The sequence below is a fragment of the Streptomyces sp. V4I23 genome (assembly GCF_030817975.1).
In the GTDB taxonomy this organism is placed as follows: Bacteria; Actinomycetota; Actinomycetes; order Streptomycetales; family Streptomycetaceae; genus Streptomyces.
Genome location: NZ_JAUSZW010000004.1, coordinates 1259466 through 1281937 on the forward strand (window position 1 = coordinate 1259466; position 22472 = coordinate 1281937).

The following is a 22472-nucleotide window of genomic DNA, read 5'->3' on the forward strand; positions in this document are numbered from 1 at the left end:
TCCGGACACCGGGAGGAGGGCCGCGGTCGCCGGTGCGGCGGGGCGGGTCAGTCGGCCGGCTTCTTCGCCCGGCTCGGCTGGACGCGCTTCGGCTCCCCCGGCATCTTCGGGTACTCCGGCGGGTAGGGCAGATCGCCGAGCCCGTGGTCGGCCTCGTCCTTGCGGGCGAGTTCCAGCAGCGTCTCCAGGCTGAACCGATGGTCGTCCATGTCCGCGTGGACGTCACCGACCTGGGCGTAGCGGCCGGGCATCGTCTTGATGTCGAAGTCCTCGGGGCGCGCGACGTCGAGCTCCTCCCAGCACAGCGGGGCGGAGACGGGGGCGTGGGGGCGGGGACGCACCGAGTAGGCGGAGGCGATGGTGCGGTCCCGGGCCGTCTGGTTGTAGTCGAGGAAGATGCGCCGGCCGCGTTCCTCCTTCCACCATTTGATCGTCACCCGGTCCGGCATGCGGCGCTCCAGCTGCCGGCCGCAGGCGATCGCGGCGCGCCGCACCTGGGTGAAGGTCCAGCGGGGCTCGATCGGGACGAAGACGTGCACGCCGCGGCCGCCCGACGTCTTGGGCCAGCCGCGCAGACCGGCCTCGTCGAGGACGGCGCGCAGCTCGTGGGCGGCGCGCACGGCGTCGTCGTAGTCGGTGCCGGGCTGCGGGTCGAGGTCGATGCGCAGCTCGTCGGGGTGGTCGGTGTCGTCGCGGCGCACGGGCCACGGGTGGAAGGTGACGGCGCCCAGGTTGGCGGCCCAGATGACGGCGGCCGGTTCGTCCGGGCACATCTCGTCCGCGGAGCGTCCGGACGGGAACGTGATGTGGGCGGTGGGGATCCAGTCGGGCAGGTACTTCGGGACACGCTTCTGGAAGAACGATTCGCCCGTCACCCCGTCGGGATAGCGCTCCAGCGTCGTGGGACGGCTGCGCAGGGCCCGGGTGATGCCCTCGCCGACGGCCAGGTAATAGGTGACCATGTCCAGCTTGGTCCAGCCGCGCTCGGGGAAGTACACCTTGTCGGGATTGGACACCCGGACGGTGCGCTCCCCCACTTCGAGTTCCACCGCTCCAGCCATGCCCGCCAGCGTAGGCCGTGCCGAGTGGGGCTGCATGCCGGAGAATCGGGCCATGGACCTGCCCGTGATGCCGCCCGTGAAGCCGATGCTGGCCAAGTCCGTGAAGAAGATCCCGCCCGGAATGCACTACGAGGCGAAGTGGGACGGCTTCCGGGCGATCGTCCACCGTGACGGCGACGAGATCGTCATCGGCTCGCGCACCGGCAAACCGCTGACGCGGTACTTCCCCGAGCTGGCCGCCCGGTTCCTCGACCTGCTGCCGGAGCGCTGCGTCGTGGACGGCGAGATCGTCATCGCCCACGAGGGCCGCCTGGACTTCGACCGTCTCACCGAGCGCATCCATCCGGCCGACTCCCGGGTCCGCATGCTCGCCGAGCGCACCCCCGCCAGCTTCGTCGCCTTCGACGTGCTCGCCCTCGGCGACGAGTCGCTGCTGGACGCACCGCTCAAGGCGCGCCGCGAGAAGCTGGAGGAGGCCCTCGCGGGGGTTCGGCCGCCCGTGCACCTGGCGCCGTCCACGACGGACGTGGCGGTGGCGCAGGAGTGGTTCGAGCAGTACGAGGGCGCCGGGCTCGACGGGATCGTCGCCAAGCCGCTGGATCTGCCGTACCGGCCGGACACCCGGCTGATGTACAAGATCAAGCACGAGCGGACCGCGGACGTGGTGGTGGCCGGCTACCGCTTCCACAAGAGCGGCCCGGTCGTCGGCTCGCTCCTGCTGGGGCTGTACGACGACTCGGGGGCGCTCCAGCACGTCGGCGTATGCGCCGCGTTCTCCATGAAGAAGCGCGAGGAACTGGTCGAGGAGCTGGAGCCGCTGCGGATGGAGGACGTCTCGGAGCATCCGTGGGCACGCTGGGCGGAGGAGGCGGCGCACGAGAGCGCGCGGCTGCCCGGCGCGCCGAGCCGCTGGTCGGGCAAGAAGGACCTGTCCTGGCTCGCGCTGCGGCCCGAGCGGGTGGTGGAGGTGGCGTACGACCACATGGAGGGCGACCGTTTCCGCCACACGGCGCAGTTCCGGCGGTGGCGCCCCGACCGGGAGCCCTCCGGTTGCACCTACGAGCAGCTGGAGGAACCGGTGCGGTACGACCTGGACGAGGTGCTGTCGGCCCCCGGGCGGTGAGCGGCGCGGACCCCCGTGCCGTCAGGCGTAGAGCGACTCGATCTCGGCCGCGTACGCCGCCGCGACCGCGTGGCGCTTGATCTTCAGGGAGGGGGTCAGCAGGCCGTTCTCCTCCGTGAAGTCGCCCGGCACGAGGCGGAAGCGGCGGATCGACTCGGCGCGGGAGACCGCCGCGTTGGCGTGGTCGACGGCCCGCTGGACGTCCGCGATCAGCTCGGGGTCCTCGCACAGCCGCGCGAGCGGCGTGTCCTTCGGGCGTCCGCGTACGGCGAGCCAGTGCTCCACCGCCTCCGGCTCCAGGGTGATCAGGGCCGCGACGTAGGGCCGGTTGTCGCCGACCACGATGCACTGGCCGACGGGCGGGCGGCTGCGCAACCGGTCCTCGAGGACGGCGGGCGAGACGTTCTTGCCGCCGGAGGTGACGAGGATGTCCTTCTTGCGGCCGGTGATCGTCAGGTAGCCGTCCTCGTCGAGCGATCCGAGGTCTCCGGTGGCGAACCAGCCGTCGTCGAGGGCCTCGTCGGTCGCCGCCGCGTTGTTCCAGTACGCACCGAAGACGATGCCGCCCTTGATCAGCACCTCGCCGTCCTCGGCGATGCGGATCGCCGTGCCGGGCACGGGCCGGCCCACGGTCCCCGGGCGCGGTGCCAGCGGCGGGGTGATCGTCGCGGCGGCCGTGGTCTCGGTGAGGCCGTACCCCTCGTAGATCACGATGCCGGCCGCGCAGAAGAAGAGGTTCAGCTCGCGGTCGAGCGGGGAGCCGCCGCTGATCGCGTACCGCAGCCTGCCGCCGAGCTCCTTGCGGACGCGCCGGAAGACCAGCAGGTCGTACAGCGCCCAGGCCAGGGTGAGGCCGGCTCCCGGCCCCTTGCCGGTGCCGAGGAACGCGGCGAGATACTCCTCGGCGAACCGCACGCCGATGCGGTGCGCGCGGTCGAAGGAGGCGCCGCGGCCGATCTTCTCGGCCGTGGCCCGGCCGGTGTCGTGGATCTTCTCGAAGAGGTAGGGGACGCCGACGAGGAAGGTGGGCCGGAAACTACGCAGCTCCGGCCGGAGCTCGTCGGGCTTGATGCTCGGGCAGTGGCCGAGCTCGATACGGGCCATCAGACAGGCGATCTGGAGGGTCCGGCCCAGGATGTGGGCGAGCGGCAGGAACAGGAGCGTGGAGGCCGTCTGCCCTGTCACCGCCCGGAAGACCGGATGCAGCAGTTCCACGGTGTTGGCGGCCTCGGCGTGCAGGTTCGCGTGGGTCAGGACGCAGCCCTTGGGCTTACCGGTGGTGCCGGAGGTGTAGCAGAGGGTGGCGATGCTGTCCGGCGTCAGGGTGGCCCGCCTCTTGGTGATCTCCTCGTCGGGGACGTCCCGCCCGAGTGTGACGAGTGTCTCCATCGCGCCGTCGTCGATCGTCCACACCCGGGGTTCGACGCCGAGCCCGCGCGCCGCGTCGGCCACCGTCCCGGCGTGCTCGGCGGTCTCGGTGACCACGTGCCGCGCGCCGCTGTCGCGGAGGATCCAGGCGATCTGTGCGGCCGAGGAGGTGGCGTAGACAGGGACGCTCTGGCCACCGGCGGCCCAGATCGCGAAGTCGATCACGGTCCACTCGTAGCGGGTGCGGGACATCACGGCCACCCGTCCGCCCGGCTCGAGCCCGGCGGCGATCAATCCCCTGGCCGCTTCGGTGACTTGGCGGGCGAAGTCGGCGGCGGTCACGGGACGCCACCGGCCGTCGTCGTCCTTGCGTCGCAGGACCACGGATGCGGGTGCTTCCGCCGCGTTCGCGTAAGGTATGTCGGCGGTGCTGCCGGAGACGGACGGCCGGGCGAGCGGTGCGGTGCGCGCCTCTCGTACGACGCCGTCCTCCCTGACCAGTTCGACCGGGACGCGACCGGCGAGATCGCTTCGCTTTTTCGCCCTCTTCAGATCCTTGTGTACGCCCATGGTCGGCTCCTGTTCGCGGTTCGCGCGTGACGCGGGCGGGGAGTTGACGGGACCTCGGCACTGACTCGGGGGTCAACTTACTCCCGCGTATCCAGAAAGCAACGGGGCGATCGACAACCGTTGCCGCACAAAGACACCCCCGCCACGGAACCCGGAAACCGCTCCGGTAGTCATGGAGGGGTGGGAGGCCGACCGACCGACGGCCTCCCGACGGAAAAGCAGACAAGGACTTGACGTGACCGCCTCCAACATCGTCCCGGTACCGATCCCCGACCGCGTGGCAGTGATGATCGGCTCCTGCATGCCGGCCCATGTCCTGCACGCCGAGATCGAGGCCGAGTGCGCCGCGCGCGAGGTGTACCGCTTCCGCGGCCCGCTGTGCGCCGACGACCGGGCCGACCGCGAGCACGCGCTGTCCGCGCTGGCACGGGCGAACAAGGTGCTGGCCGCGTACGACCCGCGGCTCACCGTCAGGCCCGCCCGCGCCCACTGACGCTCCCCGCTCCGAGCAGAGGCCGTCCCCCTTCCCGGAGGACGGCCTCTGCCTCTCACCCGGGAGCACGCCACTCGGAAGGAGAACCGGCGGCCGCACGGGCGGTCTCGGACCTGTTCGTCCTCGGCCTCGGTCACGTCCCCGGACGGACGAGGGGCGGCTCACTCGATGAAGGCGCCGTCCACGTACACCCACGCGCCGTTCTGCCGGGCGAAGTTGCTGCGCTCGTGCAGTTCGCCGCGCTTGCCGTGGTGGCGGTAGCGGGCACGGAAGGTGACCGTGCCCTCGGTGTGGAAGGCGCTGCCGTCGGTGACGTCGGTGATCTCCAGACTGGACCACTGCATGCCGGGATCGATCTCCAGGTGCCGCGGCCTGGTCGAGGAGTGCCAGGTGCGCAGCAGGTACTTCGCGTCGTGTGCGGCGAAGGCGCTGTAGCGGGAGCGCATCAGCAGCTCGGCCGTGGGCGCCGTCTCCTCACCGCTGTGGAAGCGGCCGCAGCACTCCGCGTACGTGGCCGGCAGGCCGCAGGGGCAGGGTGATGCGGCGGTGAGGGCGGGCTGTGCGGTGCGCCCGGGGCGTTTGATGCGTCGTGCCATGGCTCCATTTTCCAGCCATTGCGGGAATGGGCCCACGGGTGGCTTCCCGGTCACGTGCGTTCTCCGTATGCTCCTGCGCCGGACGCGGTAGTTACCGTCGGTAAAGGGGGATCGGATGGACCGGTCGGGCACCTCACGAGGCACCTCACGGCGCACGTTCATGGCGGGGGCCGCCGCGGTCGGCGGCACCGCGGCACTCGCCTCGGTCGCCGGCGTCACCGCCGCCGCCGCGGCCCCCGCGCCCGGATCGGTCGCCGTGCTCGGCGGCGGGGTCGCGGGGCTGACGGCCGCGCACGAACTCGCCGAGCGCGGCTTCGCGGTCACCGTCTACGAGCGCCGGGCGCTCGGCGGCAAGGCCCGCAGCATGGACGTGCCCGGCAGTGGCCGGGGCGGGCGCAGACCGTTACCGGCGGAGCACGGCTTCCGCTTCATCCCCGGCATCTACCACAACCTTCCCGACACCATGCGGCGCATCCCCTTCCCCGGAAACGCGAACGGGGTGTGGGACAACCTGGTCGCACCGCCCGAGATGTCCTTCGCCCGCACCGGCCGCGAGGACCTGCGCATCCCGCTCCCCTGGCCGGGCCACCGGCCCGCCGAGCTCACGCTCGACGAGATCCGCCGCGCGCTCACGGCCGTGCTGGACACCGCGCTCGGCATCCCCGCCCATGAGACGGCCTACTTCGAGAACCGCGTGCTCGTCTTCCTCACCAGCTGCGACGAGCGGCGCGACGAGGTCTGGGAGCGCACGCCCTGGTGGGACTTCATTCGGGCGGAGCGGATGAGCTACGACTACCAGCGCATCCTCGCGATCGGGCTCACCCGCAACATCGTGGCCACCAAGGCCGAGGAGGCGAGCACCCGCACGGTCGCCACACTGCTGGAGGCGTTCGTCTTCAACGCGCTGGGCCGCGGCGCCGACGGCCCCCTCGACCGCATCCTCGACGCGCCCACCAACGAGGCGTGGATCGACCCCTGGGTGGCGCACCTGACGTCGCTCGGCGTCCGGTTCCGCGTCGGCTGGAGCGTACGGGAGATGGAGTACGGCGGCGGAAGGATCACGGCCGCCGTCGTCGAGGACCCGCAGGGGACGCGCCGGCCGGTGACCGCCGACCACTACGTCTCCGCGATGCCCGTCGAGCACGCGCGGCGCACCTGGGGACCGGCCCTGCGGGCCGCCGACCCGCAGCTCGCCCGCTGCGACAGGCTGCACACCGACTGGATGACCGGCATCCAGTTCTATCTGACCGAGCGGGCGCCCCTGCTGCACGGTCATCTCAACTGCATCGACTCCCCATGGTCACTGACGGCCATTCAGCAAGCCGGGCACTGGCCGGACCGCGACTTCCCCGCCGACTACGGCGACGGGACGGTGGTCGACTGCCTGTCCGTCGACATCTCCGAGTGGGACCGGCCCGGAATCCTGTACGGCAGGACCGCCAAGCAGTGCACCCGGGCCGAGGTGGCCAAGGAGGTGTGGGCGCAGCTGAAGGCCGCGCTCAACGACACGGGACGGACGGTCCTCAAGGACAGCGCCCTGCACTCCTGGTTCCTCGACCCGGGCGTCGACGGCCTCGGCACCCCGAACCCCACCAACGAGGACGAGCTCCTCATCCACCCCGTCGGCACCTTCCACCTCCGGCCCACGGCCGCCACCGCGATCCCCAACTTCTACCTCGCCGGCGACTACGTCAGCGTCGACATCGACCTGGCGACGATGGAGGGCGCCAACGCCTCGGCTCGCCAGGCCGTCAACGCCCTGCTGGAGCGGACCGGTTCGGCCGCGCCCCGGTGCACGGTGACACCGCTGTTCCGGGCCCCCGAGTTCGAGGCGCTCAAACGGCACGACCGCGCCCGTTACCGGTGGGGCCTGCCGAACGCCTTCGACGTCGGGTAGAGCTCAGACCGCCAGGCCCGCCAAGGTGCGCAGGTGCTGGGGCGCGATGAGCCGGTTGTTCGGGTTGTCGCCGAGCGGCTTGCCGTTGACGACGGTCCGCCGGCGGGCGTCCAGCAGCACCTCGTGCAGCTCCTCCGGGGACGCGGCCGTCACGACGAACATGACGACGGTGTCCAGCTGGTCCGAGCGTCCGGTGAGCCGCTGCCCCGGTTCCTTGGTCGGGCGCACGAACCGTGCCGTCTCGGGGACGGACAGGTCGCGCAGTTCGGTGGTGCCCGGTCGCGGCAGCGTCAGGCACTCCGCGGCCCATCCCCGGGTGGCGCTCAGGGCGTCGAGGTCGGGGGCCCCTCCGCAGCCGAGGTCCGTCAGCAGCTCCTCGTACGGCGTTCCGAGGACCAGCCCGAAGAGCAGTACGGCGCCCGCGCCCGCCACACGCAGGTTGAAGTCGATCAGCTCCACCGGACCGTCGTCCGGGACCATCACCTCCAGGTGCGTGGGCCCGTGCGTGATGCCGAGGCACCGGTGGAAGGCCACCGCCGCTTCGGCGATCTCGGCGTAGCGCGGGTGCTGGTACGGGAAGACGGCGGCCTGCTCGACCACCGGGTCGTCGGCCAGCAGGTACCGGCCCAGCAGCCCGACGACCTTCACCTCGCCGTCGTGCACGAGCGATTCGACGGACAGCAGCTCGCCCTGGGCCTTCTGCTCCAGCACGAACTCGCCGCTCAGGACGTAGTCGCGGGTCATCCCCGCGGCCAGCGGTGTGCGCTCGATCTCGTCGGCCGCCGCGCGGAGTTCGTCCAGGGAGCCGACGGTGAAGCACATGGCGCTGCCCGTGCCGTGCGCCGGCTTGAGGATCGCCGGGCCGTCGAAGCCCCAGGTGTCCCAGCGCAGCGCGCCGGCCAGGGTCGTCGAACGCAGACGGGACAGGCCCTCGGCGCGCAGCCGGTCGCGCACCTCGCCCTTGTCGAGCGCCGCGCGCAGGGTGTCCGCGCCGCTGGTGGGCAGGCCCGCGCGAGCGCGCAGCTCCGCGTCGTACGGCAGGGCCGCCTCGAACGCCGCGTAGGTGCCGGCTATCTCGTACCGCTCGTACAGGTCGTCGAGCACGGCCCGTACGGCGTCCGCGTCCGACCAGGAGGCGAGGGGGATCAGCTCGTCGACCACGCCGTCATGAACGGCGAACGGGCCCTGCCGCGGCAGCGGGTTCTGCCCCACGACCACGACCGTCAGGCCGCGGGCCTTCGCCGCCTTGGCCACCAGTGCCACGTGGTTGACGAGTTCGAGCAGGACGAATGCTTTTCGCATGACGACTCCCAAGTCGGTGTGCGCGCGCTTCCCAGCCGGTGACCAGCAGGGCGATGAGGACGAGATCGAGGGTGACGGCCCACTGGGCGCCGAGGGTGTCCATCACCCAGGAGAAGGCGAACCCGAAGACGGCCATCAGGCTGTAGCCCAGGGCCGACAGCAGGCCCACCACGGCCGAGACCTTCGCCTCGGGGGTGTGGGCGATCAGCCGCTTGTACTGGTGGGCCCAGACCATCTCCACCGCGAGGACCATCGCGACGAACGCGGCCAGCGCCAGGACCAGGCTGGAGCGCGCCGCGGGCAGCGCCGCGTACATGCAGACGGCGAAGCCGGCCACGGCGGCGTTCAGGCGCCGCTGGCGCGTCTCGGGCACCAGCTCCCGGCGGCTGAGGTACTGGTACAGGAACAGACCGGCGATCACGGCCAGGGATTCGGCGGTGAAGAACATCGCGGTGCCCGGCTCGCCGAGCGAGAACCAGAGGTCGGGAACGGCCGTGATCAGCACCAGGTACGTCGCCTGGAAGGCCGTCACCGTCAGCACGATGTAGAACACGGCGGTGGAGACCACCGGGGTGCGGACGATGATCCGGGCCGCCGAACGGACGTGCGCCGCGACGCCCTCCCGCACGTCTCCCGCCGCGCGGCGCGCCTCCTCGATCCGGGCCCTGTTGGGCCGCACGAGCGCGAACAGCGCGGCGGACACCAGGAAGGTCGCGACGTCGATGAGCACGACCGTACTCATCCCGACGAACCGGAGGATGACCGTGCCGGCCGCACCGGCGACGGCTATCGCGATGAAGAGGCTGGAGTTGAGCACGGCGGAGTACAGGTCGGTCTGCCGCTTGTCGAAGAACTGCACCAGCGCCTTGACCCGGGCCGCGTTCACAGCGCTGTTGAGCAGGGCGCGGACGAAGATCACCGCCACGGCGACGGGGAACTGGTCCGGTGACAGGCAGGCCAGGAACAGGAGCGTGACGGCGGCGGCCGCGAGGTTGAGCCGCAGCAACAGCCTCCTGGCGTCCGCGCGGTCGATGTAGTGCGTGGTGAACAGTCCCACGAAGAGATTGGCGACCCAGTCCGCGGCGAACACGGCGGAGGCGAGGGTGGCACTGCCGGTCTCGCCGTAGACGAAGGCCACGTAGGAGATCATCAGCAGCTTCGAGCCGAACAGCGAGACGAACGACGCCGCGTACGTCAGCAGGAAGTTGCGGTCGAGGTAGACGCGCATAGGGGCGCTCCTTGATGGGGGGCCTCGTGACGGGCCGGGGACGCGCACGACCGTAAGCAGCCCCCGGCGGGCCGGAGAACGGGCGCCGCGGGACTTCATCAGTTCCCCCGCGCGGATCCGTCAGGTCGCGCCACGGGCCGGCTGCGGGGCGTCGGACCCGCGCCCCTGCGGGGGCTTCGGTGCGGCGGGCGGCGCGCGACGTACCGTACGGGCATGAAGCTCACGATTCTCGGCGGCGGCGGATTCCGGGTGCCTCTCGTGTACGGGGCGCTCCTCGGCGATCACGCCGAGGGCCGGGTCACCGCCGTCACGTTGTACGACGTGGACGGCGACCGGCTGGACGCCGTCGCGCGGGTGCTCGCGGAGCAGGCCGCCGGGCAGCCGGACGCCCCCCGTGTCTCGGTGACCCGCGACCTCGACGAGGCCGTGCGCGGCGCGGACTTCGTCTTCTCCGCGATCCGTGTCGGCGGCCTCGAAGGGCGCGCGGCCGACGAGCGGATCGCGCTGGCCGAAGGGGTGCTCGGGCAGGAGACGGTGGGCGCGGGCGGGATCGCGTACGGGCTGCGCACGGTACCGGTGGCGACCGCCATCGCCCGGCGGATCGCGAAGCTGGCCCCCGACGCCTGGGTCATCAACTTCACCAACCCGGCCGGTCTGGTCACGGAGGCGATGAGCCGGATCCTCGGTGACCGGGTCATCGGCATCTGCGACTCGCCCGTCGGACTCGGCCTCCGGGTCGCGAAGGTCCTCGGCGCCGACCCCGCGACCGCGTGGACCGACTACGTCGGGCTCAACCACCTCGGCTGGCTGCGCGCGCTGCGCGTCGACGGGCGCGACCGGCTGCCGGAACTGCTCGCTGACAGCGAGGCCTTGGGCTCCTTCGAGGAGGGCAGGCTCTTCGGCCCCGACTGGCTCCGCTCGCTCGGCGCGATCCCGAACGAGTACCTGCACTACTACTACTTCAACCGGGAGACCGTGCGCGCCTACCGGGAGGCGAAGCAGACGCGGGGCGCGTTCCTGCGGGCCCAGCAGTCCGGTTTCTACGAGGAGATGAAGCGGCCCGGCACTCCGGCGCTCGCCACCTGGCGGCGCACCCTCGCCGAGCGAGAGGCCACCTACATGGCGGCCAACCGGGAGGCGGCCGGGGCGGGCGAGCGGGACGCAAAGGACGCTGAGGACGCGGAGCCCGGCGGCTACGAGCAGGTGGCCCTCGCGCTGATGCGGGCCGTCGCGCGCGACGAGCGGACCACGCTGATCCTCAACGTCCGCAACCAGGGCACCCTCTCCGTCCTCGACGCGGACGCCGTCGTCGAGGTCCCCTGCTTCGTGGACGCGAACGGGGCGCATCCGGTCGCCGTCGACCCGCTGCCCCACCACGCGACCGGTCTGGTGACCGCTGTGAAAGCGGTCGAGCGCGAGGTGCTGGCCGCGGCCGGCAGCGGATCGCGGTCGCATGCGGTCACGGCGTTCGCCCTGCATCCGCTCGTCGACTCGGTGAGCGTCGCGCGCCGCCTCGTCGACGGCTACCGCGCCGAACACGCCGGGCTCGCGTACCTGCGCCTGCCGTGACGGCCCGCCCGAGCAGTCCGCCCCACGACGAGCCGCCCGGCGGTCGGCGGCACCTGCCCCGGCCCCTGCCCGGGGCAGGTGCCCCCCAGGTGCCCCCGCGCCGCAGCGGCCTTACGCACCGGTGCGGAGTGCCCGCAGGGCGCCCGGGTGGCGGCCCGTCAAGGTGTCGAGGGCGCGCGCCGTCGCCTCGTCCGCCGGCAGGTGGACCAGCAGACGCTGGTCGTCGTCCGCGGGCAGTTCCAGCGTCTCGTAGGACAGCCGCAGCGGTCCTGCCCCGGGATGCGTCAGGCGTGTGATGCCGTTGGCGCGCGGCAGACCCGGCACCGTGCCGAGCCGGTCCGCGAACCCGGGCCCCGCCGTCACCGTCAACTGGTCCACCAGCGCCGCCACATGGCGGTCGGCCCGGAACGGCCCCTGCTTCAGCGCCGCCACCTGCTCGTCGGCCACCCGGTCCCAGTCCGGGTACGCCTCCTTCGCCCGCGGATCGGTGAACACCCACTGCGCCAGGTTCGGCGGGGTGCCGTCCAGCAGGCCGAGCGGGCGGACGAGCCGCTCGTAGCCCTCGGTCCAGGCGAGCAGTTCGCTCAGGCGGTTGAGCACGACGGCCGGCGCCGGTTCGAGGCGGTCGAGCAGCGCGCGGACCGGCGGGCGCACCTCCCGGTCGGGCAGGGCGTCGCCCATGCAGGTGAAGTTCCCGTCCGCGCCCTTGGAGAGCCGGTGCAGATGGATCCGCTCGACAGGGGCGAGGCGCAGCGCGTCGGCCAGTGCGGACAGCACCGCCGCGGACGGCCTGCGGTCACGGCCCTGCTCCAGGCGGGTCACGTACTCGACGCTGACCCCGGCGAGGGTCGCCAGCTCCGAGCGGCGCAGGCCCGGGGTGCGGCGGCGGGGGCCCGCCGGGAGCCCTGCGTCGGCCGGTGCGAGGGCCTCGCGGCGGTTGCGCAGGAACAGTCCCAGCTCGTTGTCGCTCACCCCTCGAACGTAACAGCCGGGCGGCCTCGGATCGTGGCCCTGCCACTACCAGTCTCGGCCCGGCCTTCCTCCTCCCCCGCCGGCCCGGCAGCGTGGTGTCCGCGCCGCTTCCGGCGCCGATTCCGATCCCGTGAGGAGCATCACCATGTCCGAGAACAACACCCTGCGTCTCGCCGTGCTCGTCGGCAGCGTCCGGGAGGGCCGCTTCGGCCCGGTGGTCGCCAAGTGGTTCGCCGAACAGGCCGAACAGCACGGCCGGTTCACCGTCGACGTCGTGGACCTGGCGGACACCCCGCTGCCGTTGGAGCTGCCGCCCGTGCCGCCCGCCATGGACCCCGGGATGGACCGGCCGGCCGGGATGGCGGAGCTGACGCGGCGGCTGGAGGCGGCCGACGCGGTCGTCGTCGTGACGCCCGACTACAACCGCAGTTTCCCCGCGTCGCTGAAGGCGGCCATCGACTGGCACTACACGGAGTGGCAGGCCAAGGCGATCGGCTTCGTCGGCTACAGCGGCGCGAGCGGCGGGCTGCTGGCCATCGAGCAGCTGCGGCAGGTGTTCAACGAGCTGCACGCGCACACGGTCCGCGACTACGTGAGCTTCCCGCGCTACTACGAGCTCTTCGCCCCCGACGGCACGCTGCGCGAGCCCGAGGGCCCGGGCGGTGCGGCGAAGGTGCTGCTGGACCAGCTGGAGTGGTGGGCGACGGCTCTCAACGAGGCGCGGCGGGCGCGGCCGCTGGTCACCTCCTGAGACGGGCGGTCGTGCGTCGGCGGTCCGGCGCGGCGGCAAAGGTCCGGCGCGTGCGTCGGCGGTCCAGCGCGTGCGTCGGCGGTCCAGCGCGCGCGTGCTCCCGGCTCGACGGATCGGGCCGGGGCGGCGACGCGTTCGGGCGGGTCGCGGCGGGCAGAGAAGGGGAATGACAACCTCCGCCGAACAGACCGTCCCGCCCGTCCGTTCCCGCCGCGCGCTGCTGGCCGGTTCGGTCGGCAACTTCGTCGAGTGGTACGAGTTCGGGGTCTACGGCTACTTCGCGACGATCATCGCCGCGAACTTCTTCACCCCCGAGGGCGGCAGCGACATCGAGGCCCTTGTGAAGACCTACGCGTCGTTCGCCCTGGCCTTCTTCTTCCGGCCGGTCGGCGCCGCGCTGTTCGGCCGGATCGGCGACCGGATCGGCCGTCGCCCGACGCTGATCCTCGTCATCACGCTCATGACGCTGGCGACGACGGCGATCGGACTGCTGCCGACGTACGCGACGGCCGGGGCGGCCGCGCCGTTGCTGCTGACCGCGCTGCGGATCCTGCAAGGGCTGTCCGCGGGCGGCGAGTTCGGCGGCGCGGTGTCGCTGATGACCGAGTTCGCGCCCGCGGGCAGGCGCGGCCTGTACGGCTCGTGGCAGTCGTTCACGGTGGCGCTGGGGCTGCTGGGCGGCGCCGGCGCCGCGGCACTGCTGGCGACGGTGCTGTCCGAGGGGGCGCTGAACGACTGGGGCTGGCGGCTTCCGTTCCTGCTGACGCTGCCGCTCGGGGCGGTCGCGCTGTGGCTGCGGCTTCGGCTGGAGGAGACGCCGAGTTTCCGGCGCGTGGACGCGGAACCGGTGGCCGCACCTCCCGCCGCGGAGGTGGTGCGCGCGATCCTGCTGGGCGCGGGGCGGATCATGGGGTGGGCCGCCGCCGGTTACACGTTCCTGGTGGTGCTGCCCGCGTACCTGCAGTCCGCGCTGAACGCCTCGTTCCAGGAGGCGCTGGTCGCGACCGTGCTCGCCAACCTCGGGTTCGCCGCCTCCATCGTCCCGGCGGGCGCGCTCAGCGACCGTGTCGGGCGCAGGGCGGTGATGCTGACCGGCGCCGTGCTCGTCGTGGTGCTGGCACTGCCGCTGATCAACCTGCTGCAGGACCCGGAAACGGCGACGCCGCTGAAGGGCCTCGCGGTGTTCGCGGCGGGCGCGGTGGTCGGGCTGCTGGCGGGTCCGGGGCCCGCGATGCTCGCCGAGATGTTCCCGACCCGGGTCCGCTGCACGGGCCTCGGTCTCGCGTACGCGCTGTCCAACGCCGTGTTCTCGGGTTGCGCGGGGCTTGTCATCACCGAATTGATCAAGAGAACGGGCAACGTGGACATCCCCGCCTACTACGCGGCCGCCACGTGTGCGGTCAGTGTGTTCGCGCTGCTGAGCCTGCGCGGCGACGACCACCGCGGACCGCTGCGGTGAGGGTCGTCGGCCTGATGTCGGGCACGTCCCACGACGCCGTCGACGCCGCCGCGGCCGACATCGGCTTCGACGGGGACGCCCTGAACGTGACACCTCTCGGCATGGTGAGCGGCGGCTACGACGACGACCTGCGGGCGTCGCTCGCGGGTGCGCTGCCGCCGGCGACGACGACGCTCGGGGACGTCTGCCGCCTCGACACCCGCATCGGGCAGGTCTTCGCGGCGGTCGCCGAGCGGGCGGACCGCGAACTGTGCGGCGGGGGCGCCGAGCTGTTCGCCTCGCACGGCCAGACCGTGCACCACTGGGTGGACGACGGCAGGGCCCTGGGCACGCTGCAGCTGGGACAGCCCGCCTGGATCGCGGAGGCGACGGGCCGTCCGGTCGTCTCCGACTTCCGGCCCCGGGACATCGCGGCCGGGGGGCAGGGCGCCCCACTTGTGAGCCTGGTGGACGTGCTGTGGCTGCGGGGACGGCCGGGGGTCCCGGTCGCGCTCAACCTGGGCGGGATCGCCAACGCGACCGTGGTTCCGCGCTCGGGCGATCCGGTCGCCTTCGACACCGGTCCGGCGAACGCCCTCCTGGACGCGGCCGTGGCCGAACTGACCGGCGGCCGGGCGGCGTACGACGCGGACGGTGCGCTCGCGGCGGCGGGCCGGGTCCACCGCCCGCTGCTGGAACGGCTGCTGGCGGAGCCGTACTACCGGCTGCCGGCGCCGAAGACCACCGGCAAGGAGCTGTTCCATTCCGGTCATCTGCGGGCAGCGCTGGCCGGGCTGGGCGCGCTCGCGCCCGAGGACGTCCTCGCGACGCTCACCCTCCTCACCGCGCGCACGGTCGCGGACGCCGTCCGCCCGCTGGGCGCGACCGAGGTGATCGCCTCGGGCGGCGGCACCCGCAATCCGGCGCTGATGGGGATGCTCCGCGCCGAACTGGCGGGGATCCGCCTGTGCACCTCCGACGACCTCGGGCTGCCGTCGGCGGCGAAGGAGGCGTACGCCTTCGCCGTACTGGGGTTCCTGACCGCGCACGGGCTGCCCGGAAGCCTGCCCTCGTGCACCGGAGCGCGGGCGGCCCGGGTGCTCGGCTCGATCACACCGGGGAGCGGGCCGCTGCGCCTCCCGCCGCCCGCGAAGGATGTCGTCAACTCCCTCGTCTTTACTGTCCGTTGATCCCACGCGTACGCTGCATCACCATGACCACATCCGTCACACGGGTGCGCGGGGCGGCGCTGTTCGCGACCGCGGGCGCCGTCCTCGCCGCGTTGTTGTTCGGTACGGGTACTCCCTCGGCCGCGGCGGACACCGCGGTGACGGATGAGGTGACGGACGCGGCGAAGGTCGTGCCGGTGCAGACGACGGGCCCCGCCGACAAGCGCTTCAATCTCGTGGTGCTCGGCGACGGCTACACGGCGGCGCAGCTGCCGGAGTTCCGCGCGCACGTCGAGACCCACCTCAACGTGCTGTGGTCGACGGAGCCGTTCGCCTCCTACCGTTCGTACATCAACGTGTGGGCCGTGGAGACCCCGTCCGCCGAGTCCGGCGTCGACTGCGACCCCGGCCTCGACGCCCCTCGCCGGGACACCGCGCTCGGCATGGGCTTCTGGGGCGGCTGCAAGCCGAACAGCGTGCAGCGGCTGCTCAGCGTGGACACCGGCGCGGCGACGGCGCTGGCCGATCTCGTACCGGGCACGTCGGGCGCCAACCGGCAGATCGTGGCGCTGGCCAACAGCGACACCTACGGCGGCGCGGGCGGCGCCTACGCCACCGCGTCCGGCGGCAACGCCCTGTCCTCGCTGATCACCCCGCATGAGATCGGCCACTCGCTCGGCAAGCTCCAGGACGAGTACGACTACTACGCGCGCGGGGTGCCGGGCGGCGCCTACAGCGGCGGCGAGCCGGCGTCGGCGCACCACACCTTGCTGACCGAGGACCAGATGCGCGAGCAGCGCGCGAAGTGGTGGCGCTGGCTCGGCGAGGAGAGCGAGTCCGGCGGGGTCATCGGACGCCACGAAGGCGGGATGTACAGCACGAAGGGCGTGTGGCGGCCCAGCAAGCACTCGATCATGAAGACCCTCGGGTACCCCTTCGACCAGGTCGAGCGCGAGGTGATGGTGCAGAAGATCTCGGCCAAGGTGAACCTCGTGCAGGGCCACACGCCCGACACGGCCCCGATCGGCGACGACCGGACGGTGTGGGTGGACACCCTGCACCCGGTCGGCGGTGAACTCGACGTCGTATGGCGACTGGACGGCGACCGGCTGCGGGCGGTGGGTGACGCACGCACGGTCGATCTGCGCCGTCTGCGCCTCACGCCCGGCACGCATACGCTCACGGCGACCGTCACGGATCCCACACCGTTCGTACGGGACCCGGCCGTGCGCGCGTCGACGGCGCTGACGCGCACGGTGACCTGGACGGTGGACACGTCGGTGGACACCGCGCCGGACGAGGTGGCGGCGGCGTTCACCGACCACACCGCGACCGGGGCGCCCGTCGGTGCCGCATCGGTGGTGTACGCCGAGACCACGCACCCGGCCGGCCGGCCGCTCGCGGTCCGCTGGACGCTCGACGGCCGTCCCGTGGCCAACCCCGGCAACGACCGCGACCTGGACCTGGGCGCCCTGCGGCTGCGGCCGGGCACCCACGAGCTGACGGCCCGCATCGCGGGCACCGACGAGGAACTGACCTGGACCGTGGACGCGTCGCCGGCCACGGCCGCCTACGAACTGTCCGAGCCGCTGCGGACGGTCCACCGGCCCGGCAGGCCGGTGGAGTACGTCTACGACGGCCCCTTCACGATGGGGCTGACCGCCCGGGACGACCAGGACGGTTATGTGGTGCGGCAGTTCAGGGTCGACGGCGACGGCTGGCAGACGTACTACGGCTGGCCCACCGACGCCGGCGCCCCTTACCGGTTCACCCCGCAGGGCACCGTGATCGACGATCTCGTGTACGGAAAGCTGGGCACGCCCCGTGTGGTGCCCTGGGACGACGCCACACCCGACTACGGCACCCACACCATCGAGTACCGCACGGTCGACGCGGCCGGGAACATCTCGTCCGCGCAGCGGTTCCTGGTGACGCTGCTGCCCCCGCGGCAGCAGGTCAGCTGACCAGGAAGTCGGCCTTGCCGGACTTCGCGCCCTGGATGAAGGCGGCGATCTCGTTGGTGGTGTAGATGAGTGCGGGACCGTCGGGATCGGCGGACTGGCGGACCGCGACCCGGCCGTCGGACAGCTTCATGGTCTCGACGCAGTTGCCGCCGTTCCCCCCGCTCCAGGGTTTGTGCCAGCCGTCCTCGCCCAGCTCGGCGGCGGGCATGCCATTGTATATGCGCTTCATTCACAGCTCCTTGCGCAGAGCATTCAGAATCTCCTTCGTGCGTTGTGCCGTCGCGGCCTGCGCCGCCATGCGGTCCATGACCTCCAGATGCGTGGCGACCTCGGGGCGCGCGTCGAGATAGACGGCACCGGTCAGGTATTCGCTGTAGACCATGTCCGGGAGCTCGGGCATGGCGAACCGGAAGAGGACGAAGGGCCCGTAGGTGCCCGGGTGGTGGCCGCTCGCGAACTCGGCGATCTGCAGCGTCACATGGGGCAGCCGGGTGCTGTCGAGCAGCTTGCCGATCTGCGCCTTCATCACGCCGGGGCCCCCGACGGGCCTGCGCAGCACCGTCTCGTCCATGATCACCCACAGTCGGGGCGCGTCGGGCCGGGTGAGCAGCGCCTGACGCTCCATCCGCAGCGCCACGTGCCTCTCGATGTCCTCCGGATCGGTGTGACCGATGGCTCCGCCGCGCATGATCGCCCGTGCGTAGTCCTCCGTTTGCAGCAGTCCGGGCACGAACTGCGGTTCATACGCGCGGATGAGGCTCGCGGCGCCCTCCAGGCTGACGTACATGCTGAACCAGCCCGGCAGGACGTCGTGGAAACGCTGCCACCAGCCCGGTTTGTTGGCCTCCTCGGCCAACTCCACGAATCCCCGGGCCTCCTCGTCGCCGATTCCGTACGCGCCGAGGAGCAGCTGCACATAAGGAATCTTCAGCGCCACCTCGGCGGTCTCCATCCTGCGGATGGTGCCCGCGGCGACACGGAGGATCTTCGCCGCTTCCTCGCGTTTGAGACCGGCGCGCTCCCGCAGGTCCTGCAGGCGCTTGCCGAGGACGACCTGGCCCACGGTGGGGGCGGACCGCGGTTCACTCACTTCGAGACCTCCCCACGTGCTGTGTTGCGAGCAGTGTGCCATGGCGGTTCAGCGATGAATACGCCCACTCTGCATTTTTCAGAGTGACCCTTGCCAACGTGACGGTTGCAGCGGGAGACTGGTCGTGTGAACCGTGACGCGCTCACCACCCCCTTTCCGGACGCGAGTCCGGACACCGCCACCTCCCGCTACGGCTTCGAGGTGCCGGCGCGCGTCGAATCCGTCTCCCGTACAAGACGGCTGGTGAGCGAGCGGCTCGACCTCTGGAGCATTCGCGGCGACACCCGCGACACAGTCCTGCTGATCGTCTCCGAGCTGGTCACCAACGCGGTGGTGCACACCGGCGGCCACCTCGTCTCCTGTCAACTGCAGCGCGCCGAGGGGTGTTTGCGCGTCACTGTCCAGGACCAGGGCTCCACGGCGACCGGCCCCCGGGTCTGCCACGGCCTCGAGGACGAACGCGGCCGCGGCCTGCTTCTCGTCGAAGCGGTGAGCACCGCGTGGGGGACGCACGACTGCGAGCGCGGCACGGGTCGTGTCGTATGGGCCGAACTGCCTTGCGCGGCAGAGCCGTTCGCGTCCGGCTGGCAGTGCTGAGGAGCCTGGCTGCGCTCCTCGCCCGGGGCGTACGCCACGAACCGGTCCCGCCGACGCCGCAGCGGGTCCTGCAACCGCGGCTCGTGGACCGCTGCCGTCACCAGGAGGCCGGGCTCACCCGCCTCGTCCTGCCCGATTCCCTGCCGGCCGAGCTCGGCTGCGACGCCGTGGGCGTACCCGCCCGCTTCGGGTTCCGCCTCCTCGGCCGCATGCCGCGCAGCGGGTGCGTCTTCGCCGACAGCCGGTGGTGGTGGTGGATCGTTCCGGCGGGATCAGATCTCGACCTGCTGTGGCCGCTGCCCGCGCACTACGCCAGGGGTGCCCGGGTGCCGGGCGACAGACCCCGGCTGATCCGCGGTCCGAACGGCCCAAGCCCCTACACACCCCCCATCCCCCTCTACCTGACGGCCTGCCAGCTGACGGGCGCCGCACCGAAGTGGCCGGCCGCGGTGGGCAGCGCACGAGGTGCGTGATCCGGCGGACGGAGCCCGTGTCACTGCGGATAGGCTTTCCGGCATGTCAGAAGCCAATACGAGCCCGGAACGGCAGGGGCTCACACCGCGCCAGGCCCGCCATGTCCGCATAGCCCTCTCCGCGGGCATCATGATCGCTGTCGGCGCCGTCCTGGTCCTGCGGCTCGGCAGTACACACTCGGTGCTGACCCTCGGCTTCTACGGCATGGCGCTGATCCTCTCCGGCAGCGCGCTCGTCCTCAGCCGCGCGGGCCGCACCCGCTGGGCCACGCTGGTGCTGGGCATCGGTGTGGCGGTGGCGGTCGTCGCGGAGTGGGCCGTGGCCGCGATGCGCTGAGGCCCCGGCCGAGAGCGGCGACAGGGCCTCGGACACAAGAGGCCGTTCGCCGCTCAGCCCCCGGAGACCGCGCGCAGGTGCGCCCTGCCGCGGGGCACCCCCGGTGCCGCCGAGCGGCTCTCGCGGAGCACAAGCGTGAGGCGGGTGTACCCCTTGTCCTGCAGGGAGACGGGGGTCTCGTCCACGACCCGGCAGTCGGTGCGCCCCCACCGGGGGTCGGGGTGGTTCACCGGCCGCACGGCTCCGTCGTGGTGGACCGCTGCCGCGCCCACCGCCCTCATCCAGTGCGGCAGTCCGCACCGATAGGCCGCGTCCATGATCGGGTCAAGCGCGATGTCGTCACGAATGGCCGAAAGGCAGTCGTCCTCGCCGTCGCCCTCCAGGGCATCCGCGAGCTGGGCCATCAGCGGCAGGCACCAGCTGGTCTCGTGCTCGGCGAGCACCGTGGGCGCGTCGGGGTGGAAGAGCGCGAAGCGGAGGAAGTTCTGGTGGGGCATGGCCGTGGGGTGCGGGCCCATGTTGCGGAACAGGGCGTCGAAGGCGGGGTTCGTGTGGACCACGTCCCAGCGCCGGTCGAACAGCAGGGAGGGCAGCGGCACCGCGTCCATCAGGGACGCGTAGTCGCGCAGGTACGCCTGGGTGGACGGGTCGGCCTGCTCCGCGGGCCGTATGGGCGACGAGGGCACCGGAGCGTGTACGGGAACGGGCGGGTGGAGCGGTCCGGAGGGGCGCGCGGAGGTGGGCCTGCGGACCGGTCCGGAGGGCGGAACGGGACCGGACGGCCGCAGCGGGGCCCCCGACTCGCGGAAGCTGTCGCGGTCGCCGCCGATTCGGCGCAGCCGGCCGCGCTGCGTGGTGTCCATGTCCAGGGCGTCATCGATGCGCTTCGTACGGGCGCTGCCGCGGGCGGCCTTGACGCGGCCTGGTCGCCCCTGAGCTCCGGGGCGCCCGACGCCCGCCTCGTACGTCATCGAGAACGCCGCCCTTCCGAAGCTTCTCGAAGTCCTGCCAAGGCCCGCTGTGGCAGCCCCCTTTGGATCTTCATCCTGCCTGGCGATCCTCTTACCGCCGAGGCGACTATGTCAACTATCGTGGCATTCAGCGCCGTTGAACGCACGATATCCGCCACAGCTGTGGCAAGACCTGGTTGCATTCACTCGAAGCGGTTAATCTCCCGGCAGCCCCTTGAGTGCGGGGCTGCCTCGCGTGATCTAGGAGACCTACTGGTGACGGACGGCTTCTCGGTTCCGGGTCCGGCCGCGGACGACCCTCTGGCGGCATCTGTCGCCCGGGTGGCCGACCTCGCGGACAAACTCGGAATCAGCCACGACGAGGTCTTCGACGTCGACACGCTCTCCGAAGCCTCGGGCGTGCCGGCGGACGTGGTCGGCGCTCTGCTCGACGGGCGCCCGGCCGGCGAGACGGACCTCCAGGCGCGCTTCCTGCAGCGCTTCGACCTGCTGCGCAGGACCCGGCTCAAGCCCAACGGCCGCCGGTACACGCAGCAGGAGATCGCCGACGGCGCGGGGATGTCGCGCCAGCAGGCCGGGGCGCTGATCAACGGCGACCGCCGGCCCACCATGGAACACTGTGACGCGATCCAGCGGTTCTTCAAGGTCCACGCGGGCTTCCTGACCGCTGACGACCCCGACGCTCTCGTCGGCGCCCTGCACCGCACCGAGCAGAGTCTGCTTCAGGACTTCGTGGGCGAAAGCGACCCGCTGGAGCGGCTGTTGCAGGACCATGGTGTGCGGGGCATCGCCTGGCGGGCTGCCCAGCTGCCCACCGACAAGCACCGGGACAAGGTCACTGAGTGGCTCGACATGCTCCTCGAGAGCGTCAAGCCGACGGACCACCCCTGATTTCCGGACAGGCTGGAAGTCAGGACGTGTCCCGACGGGTGCGCGCGGGGAGAGGAGAGCGGTGAGCATAGGCAAGGACATGCGTCGGCTGTGCGGCGAGCTGATCGCCGGAATCGACCTGCCGGCGCCCGCCGCCCCCGCCGATCTCTACCGTGCGCTGTGCGACGGAATGAGCAGACACCGCGGCAGGCCGGTCCGTTACCGCATGGCCTCGTTCCCGCCCGGCACCGCGAGCGGTCTGTGGCTCGACATGGCGGAGCAGGACCTGATCGTCATCGAGGAACGCACCGCACCCGACCACCAACTGGTCATCCTCGGCCATGAGCTGTGGCACATGAAGGCCGGGCACTGCAGCCACCACGTCGAGGGCGCCGCCGTGGCGGCGCGCCTGCTCACCGACGAAGCCGATCTGCAGGCCACCGTGCTGAAGGTCGCCGCACGGTCCCGGTCCGACCAGGCCGAGGAGCGCGAGGCGGAGAGCTTCGGCCTGCTGCTCGGCAGCAAGTGCCGCGCGTGGCTCACCGGTTCGGCCGGGCGCGGCCCGGTGCAGCGGGAATGTGTCGCCGGACGTATCGAGGCCTCGCTGGGATACCGCGGGCCCCAGGGCTGATG

22 protein-coding genes are annotated in these 22472 nt (G+C 72.0%); 13 read left to right on the forward strand and 9 right to left on the reverse strand.

Annotated elements, in window-relative coordinates:
• Positions 1-47: 47 nt before the first annotated feature.
• The gene (gene ligD, locus QFZ82_RS07890) at positions 48-1061 is read right to left on the reverse strand and encodes a non-homologous end-joining DNA ligase (protein ID WP_307712454.1); all 1014 of its coding nucleotides are present in this window, start codon (positions 1059-1061) and stop codon (positions 48-50) included.
• A gap of 52 nt (positions 1062-1113) precedes the next feature.
• On the opposite strand from ligD, the gene QFZ82_RS07895 reads away from it, so the two are divergent.
• Positions 1114-2184 carry an ATP-dependent DNA ligase gene (locus QFZ82_RS07895; protein WP_307712455.1) on the forward strand — a complete coding sequence of 357 codons (1071 nt, stop codon included), beginning with the start codon at positions 1114-1116 and terminating at the stop codon, positions 2182-2184.
• A gap of 21 nt (positions 2185-2205) precedes the next feature.
• On the opposite strand, the gene QFZ82_RS07900 is transcribed toward QFZ82_RS07895, so the two are convergent.
• Entirely contained in the window at positions 2206-4122 is a 1917-nt protein-coding gene (locus QFZ82_RS07900; RefSeq protein ID WP_307712456.1) for a long-chain fatty acid--CoA ligase, read from the reverse strand.
• A 235-nt stretch (positions 4123-4357) separates the two neighbouring features.
• Between QFZ82_RS07900 and QFZ82_RS07905 the strand changes: the two genes are divergently transcribed.
• Positions 4358-4615 carry a hypothetical protein gene (locus tag QFZ82_RS07905; protein WP_307712457.1) on the forward strand — a complete coding sequence of 86 codons (258 nt, stop codon included), beginning with the start codon at positions 4358-4360 and terminating at the stop codon, positions 4613-4615.
• Between the two features lie 161 nt (positions 4616-4776).
• Here the strand turns inward: QFZ82_RS07905 and QFZ82_RS07910 are convergent, their stop codons facing one another.
• The gene (locus tag QFZ82_RS07910) at positions 4777-5211 is read right to left on the reverse strand and encodes a YchJ family protein (protein ID WP_307712458.1); all 435 of its coding nucleotides are present in this window, start codon (positions 5209-5211) and stop codon (positions 4777-4779) included.
• 115 nt (positions 5212-5326) lie between these two features.
• Here QFZ82_RS07910 and QFZ82_RS07915 point away from each other — a divergent pair, with 115 nt between their 5' ends.
• A complete protein-coding gene (locus tag QFZ82_RS07915; protein WP_307712459.1) occupies positions 5327-7108 on the forward strand; it encodes an FAD-dependent oxidoreductase in 1782 nt (593 codons plus the stop codon).
• 3 nt (positions 7109-7111) lie between these two features.
• On the opposite strand, the gene QFZ82_RS07920 is transcribed toward QFZ82_RS07915, so the two are convergent.
• A complete protein-coding gene (locus tag QFZ82_RS07920) occupies positions 7112-8371 on the reverse strand; it encodes an ATP-grasp domain-containing protein (RefSeq protein ID WP_307717657.1) in 1260 nt (419 codons plus the stop codon).
• Entirely contained in the window at positions 8274-9638 is a 1365-nt protein-coding gene (locus QFZ82_RS07925) for an MFS transporter (protein ID WP_307712460.1), read from the reverse strand. The genes QFZ82_RS07920 and QFZ82_RS07925 overlap by 98 nt, the downstream gene beginning before the upstream one ends.
• 213 nt (positions 9639-9851) lie before the next feature.
• On the opposite strand from QFZ82_RS07925, the gene QFZ82_RS07930 reads away from it, so the two are divergent.
• Positions 9852-11207 (forward strand): 6-phospho-beta-glucosidase, encoded by a 1356-nt coding sequence (locus QFZ82_RS07930; protein WP_307712461.1) that lies wholly within the window; start codon positions 9852-9854, stop codon positions 11205-11207.
• Between the two features lie 111 nt (positions 11208-11318).
• Here the strand turns inward: QFZ82_RS07930 and QFZ82_RS07935 are convergent, their stop codons facing one another.
• Entirely contained in the window at positions 11319-12179 is an 861-nt protein-coding gene (locus QFZ82_RS07935; protein ID WP_307712462.1) for a helix-turn-helix domain-containing protein, read from the reverse strand.
• Positions 12180-12324: 145 nt separating this feature from the next.
• Between QFZ82_RS07935 and QFZ82_RS07940 the strand changes: the two genes are divergently transcribed.
• The 4 genes from QFZ82_RS07940 to QFZ82_RS07955 all read left to right on the forward strand — a co-directional run bounded on the left by QFZ82_RS07940 (position 12325) and on the right by QFZ82_RS07955 (position 17501).
• Positions 12325-12930 carry an NADPH-dependent FMN reductase gene (locus QFZ82_RS07940; RefSeq protein ID WP_307712463.1) on the forward strand — a complete coding sequence of 202 codons (606 nt, stop codon included), beginning with the start codon at positions 12325-12327 and terminating at the stop codon, positions 12928-12930.
• Between the two features lie 166 nt (positions 12931-13096).
• Positions 13097-14389, forward strand: coding sequence for an MFS transporter (locus QFZ82_RS07945; RefSeq protein WP_307712464.1), 1293 nt, complete (start codon positions 13097-13099; stop codon positions 14387-14389).
• Entirely contained in the window at positions 14386-15558 is a 1173-nt protein-coding gene (locus QFZ82_RS07950; RefSeq protein WP_307712465.1) for an anhydro-N-acetylmuramic acid kinase, read from the forward strand. The genes QFZ82_RS07945 and QFZ82_RS07950 overlap by 4 nt, the downstream gene beginning before the upstream one ends.
• 23 nt (positions 15559-15581) lie before the next feature.
• Positions 15582-17501 (forward strand): M64 family metallopeptidase, encoded by a 1920-nt coding sequence (locus tag QFZ82_RS07955; protein ID WP_307712466.1) that lies wholly within the window; start codon positions 15582-15584, stop codon positions 17499-17501.
• Here the strand turns inward: QFZ82_RS07955 and QFZ82_RS07960 are convergent.
• Complete coding sequence (locus tag QFZ82_RS07960) at positions 17494-17730, reverse strand: DUF397 domain-containing protein (protein WP_307712467.1); 237 nt, start codon at positions 17728-17730, stop codon at positions 17494-17496. The two genes, QFZ82_RS07955 and QFZ82_RS07960, sit on opposite strands and share 8 nt — an antisense overlap.
• The gene (locus QFZ82_RS07965) at positions 17731-18591 is read right to left on the reverse strand and encodes a helix-turn-helix transcriptional regulator (RefSeq protein WP_307712468.1); all 861 of its coding nucleotides are present in this window, start codon (positions 18589-18591) and stop codon (positions 17731-17733) included.
• Positions 18592-18717: 126 nt separating this feature from the next.
• Here QFZ82_RS07965 and QFZ82_RS07970 point away from each other — a divergent pair, with 126 nt between their 5' ends.
• Genes QFZ82_RS07970 through QFZ82_RS07980 form a run of 3 tightly spaced genes read left to right on the forward strand, consistent with a single transcriptional unit; the run spans position 18718 to position 19998 of the window.
• A complete protein-coding gene (locus QFZ82_RS07970; RefSeq protein ID WP_307712469.1) occupies positions 18718-19188 on the forward strand; it encodes an ATP-binding protein in 471 nt (156 codons plus the stop codon).
• Positions 19176-19661 (forward strand): hypothetical protein, encoded by a 486-nt coding sequence (locus QFZ82_RS07975; protein WP_307717658.1) that lies wholly within the window; start codon positions 19176-19178, stop codon positions 19659-19661. The genes QFZ82_RS07970 and QFZ82_RS07975 overlap by 13 nt, the downstream gene beginning before the upstream one ends.
• A 43-nt stretch (positions 19662-19704) precedes the next feature.
• On the forward strand, positions 19705-19998 hold the full coding sequence (locus tag QFZ82_RS07980; RefSeq protein WP_256356307.1) for a hypothetical protein: 294 nt from the start codon (positions 19705-19707) through the stop codon (positions 19996-19998).
• Between the two features lie 53 nt (positions 19999-20051).
• Here QFZ82_RS07980 and QFZ82_RS07985 read toward each other — a convergent pair whose 3' ends face one another.
• On the reverse strand, positions 20052-20969 hold the full coding sequence (locus QFZ82_RS07985; protein WP_307712470.1) for a transcriptional regulator: 918 nt from the start codon (positions 20967-20969) through the stop codon (positions 20052-20054).
• 255 nt (positions 20970-21224) lie between these two features.
• Here QFZ82_RS07985 and QFZ82_RS07990 point away from each other — a divergent pair, with 255 nt between their 5' ends.
• Positions 21225-21860 carry a helix-turn-helix transcriptional regulator gene (locus QFZ82_RS07990; RefSeq protein WP_177151860.1) on the forward strand — a complete coding sequence of 212 codons (636 nt, stop codon included), beginning with the start codon at positions 21225-21227 and terminating at the stop codon, positions 21858-21860.
• 79 nt (positions 21861-21939) lie between these two features.
• On the forward strand, positions 21940-22470 hold the full coding sequence (locus QFZ82_RS07995; RefSeq protein ID WP_177151913.1) for a toxin-antitoxin system, toxin component: 531 nt from the start codon (positions 21940-21942) through the stop codon (positions 22468-22470).
• The last annotated feature ends 2 nt before the right edge of the window (positions 22471-22472 follow it).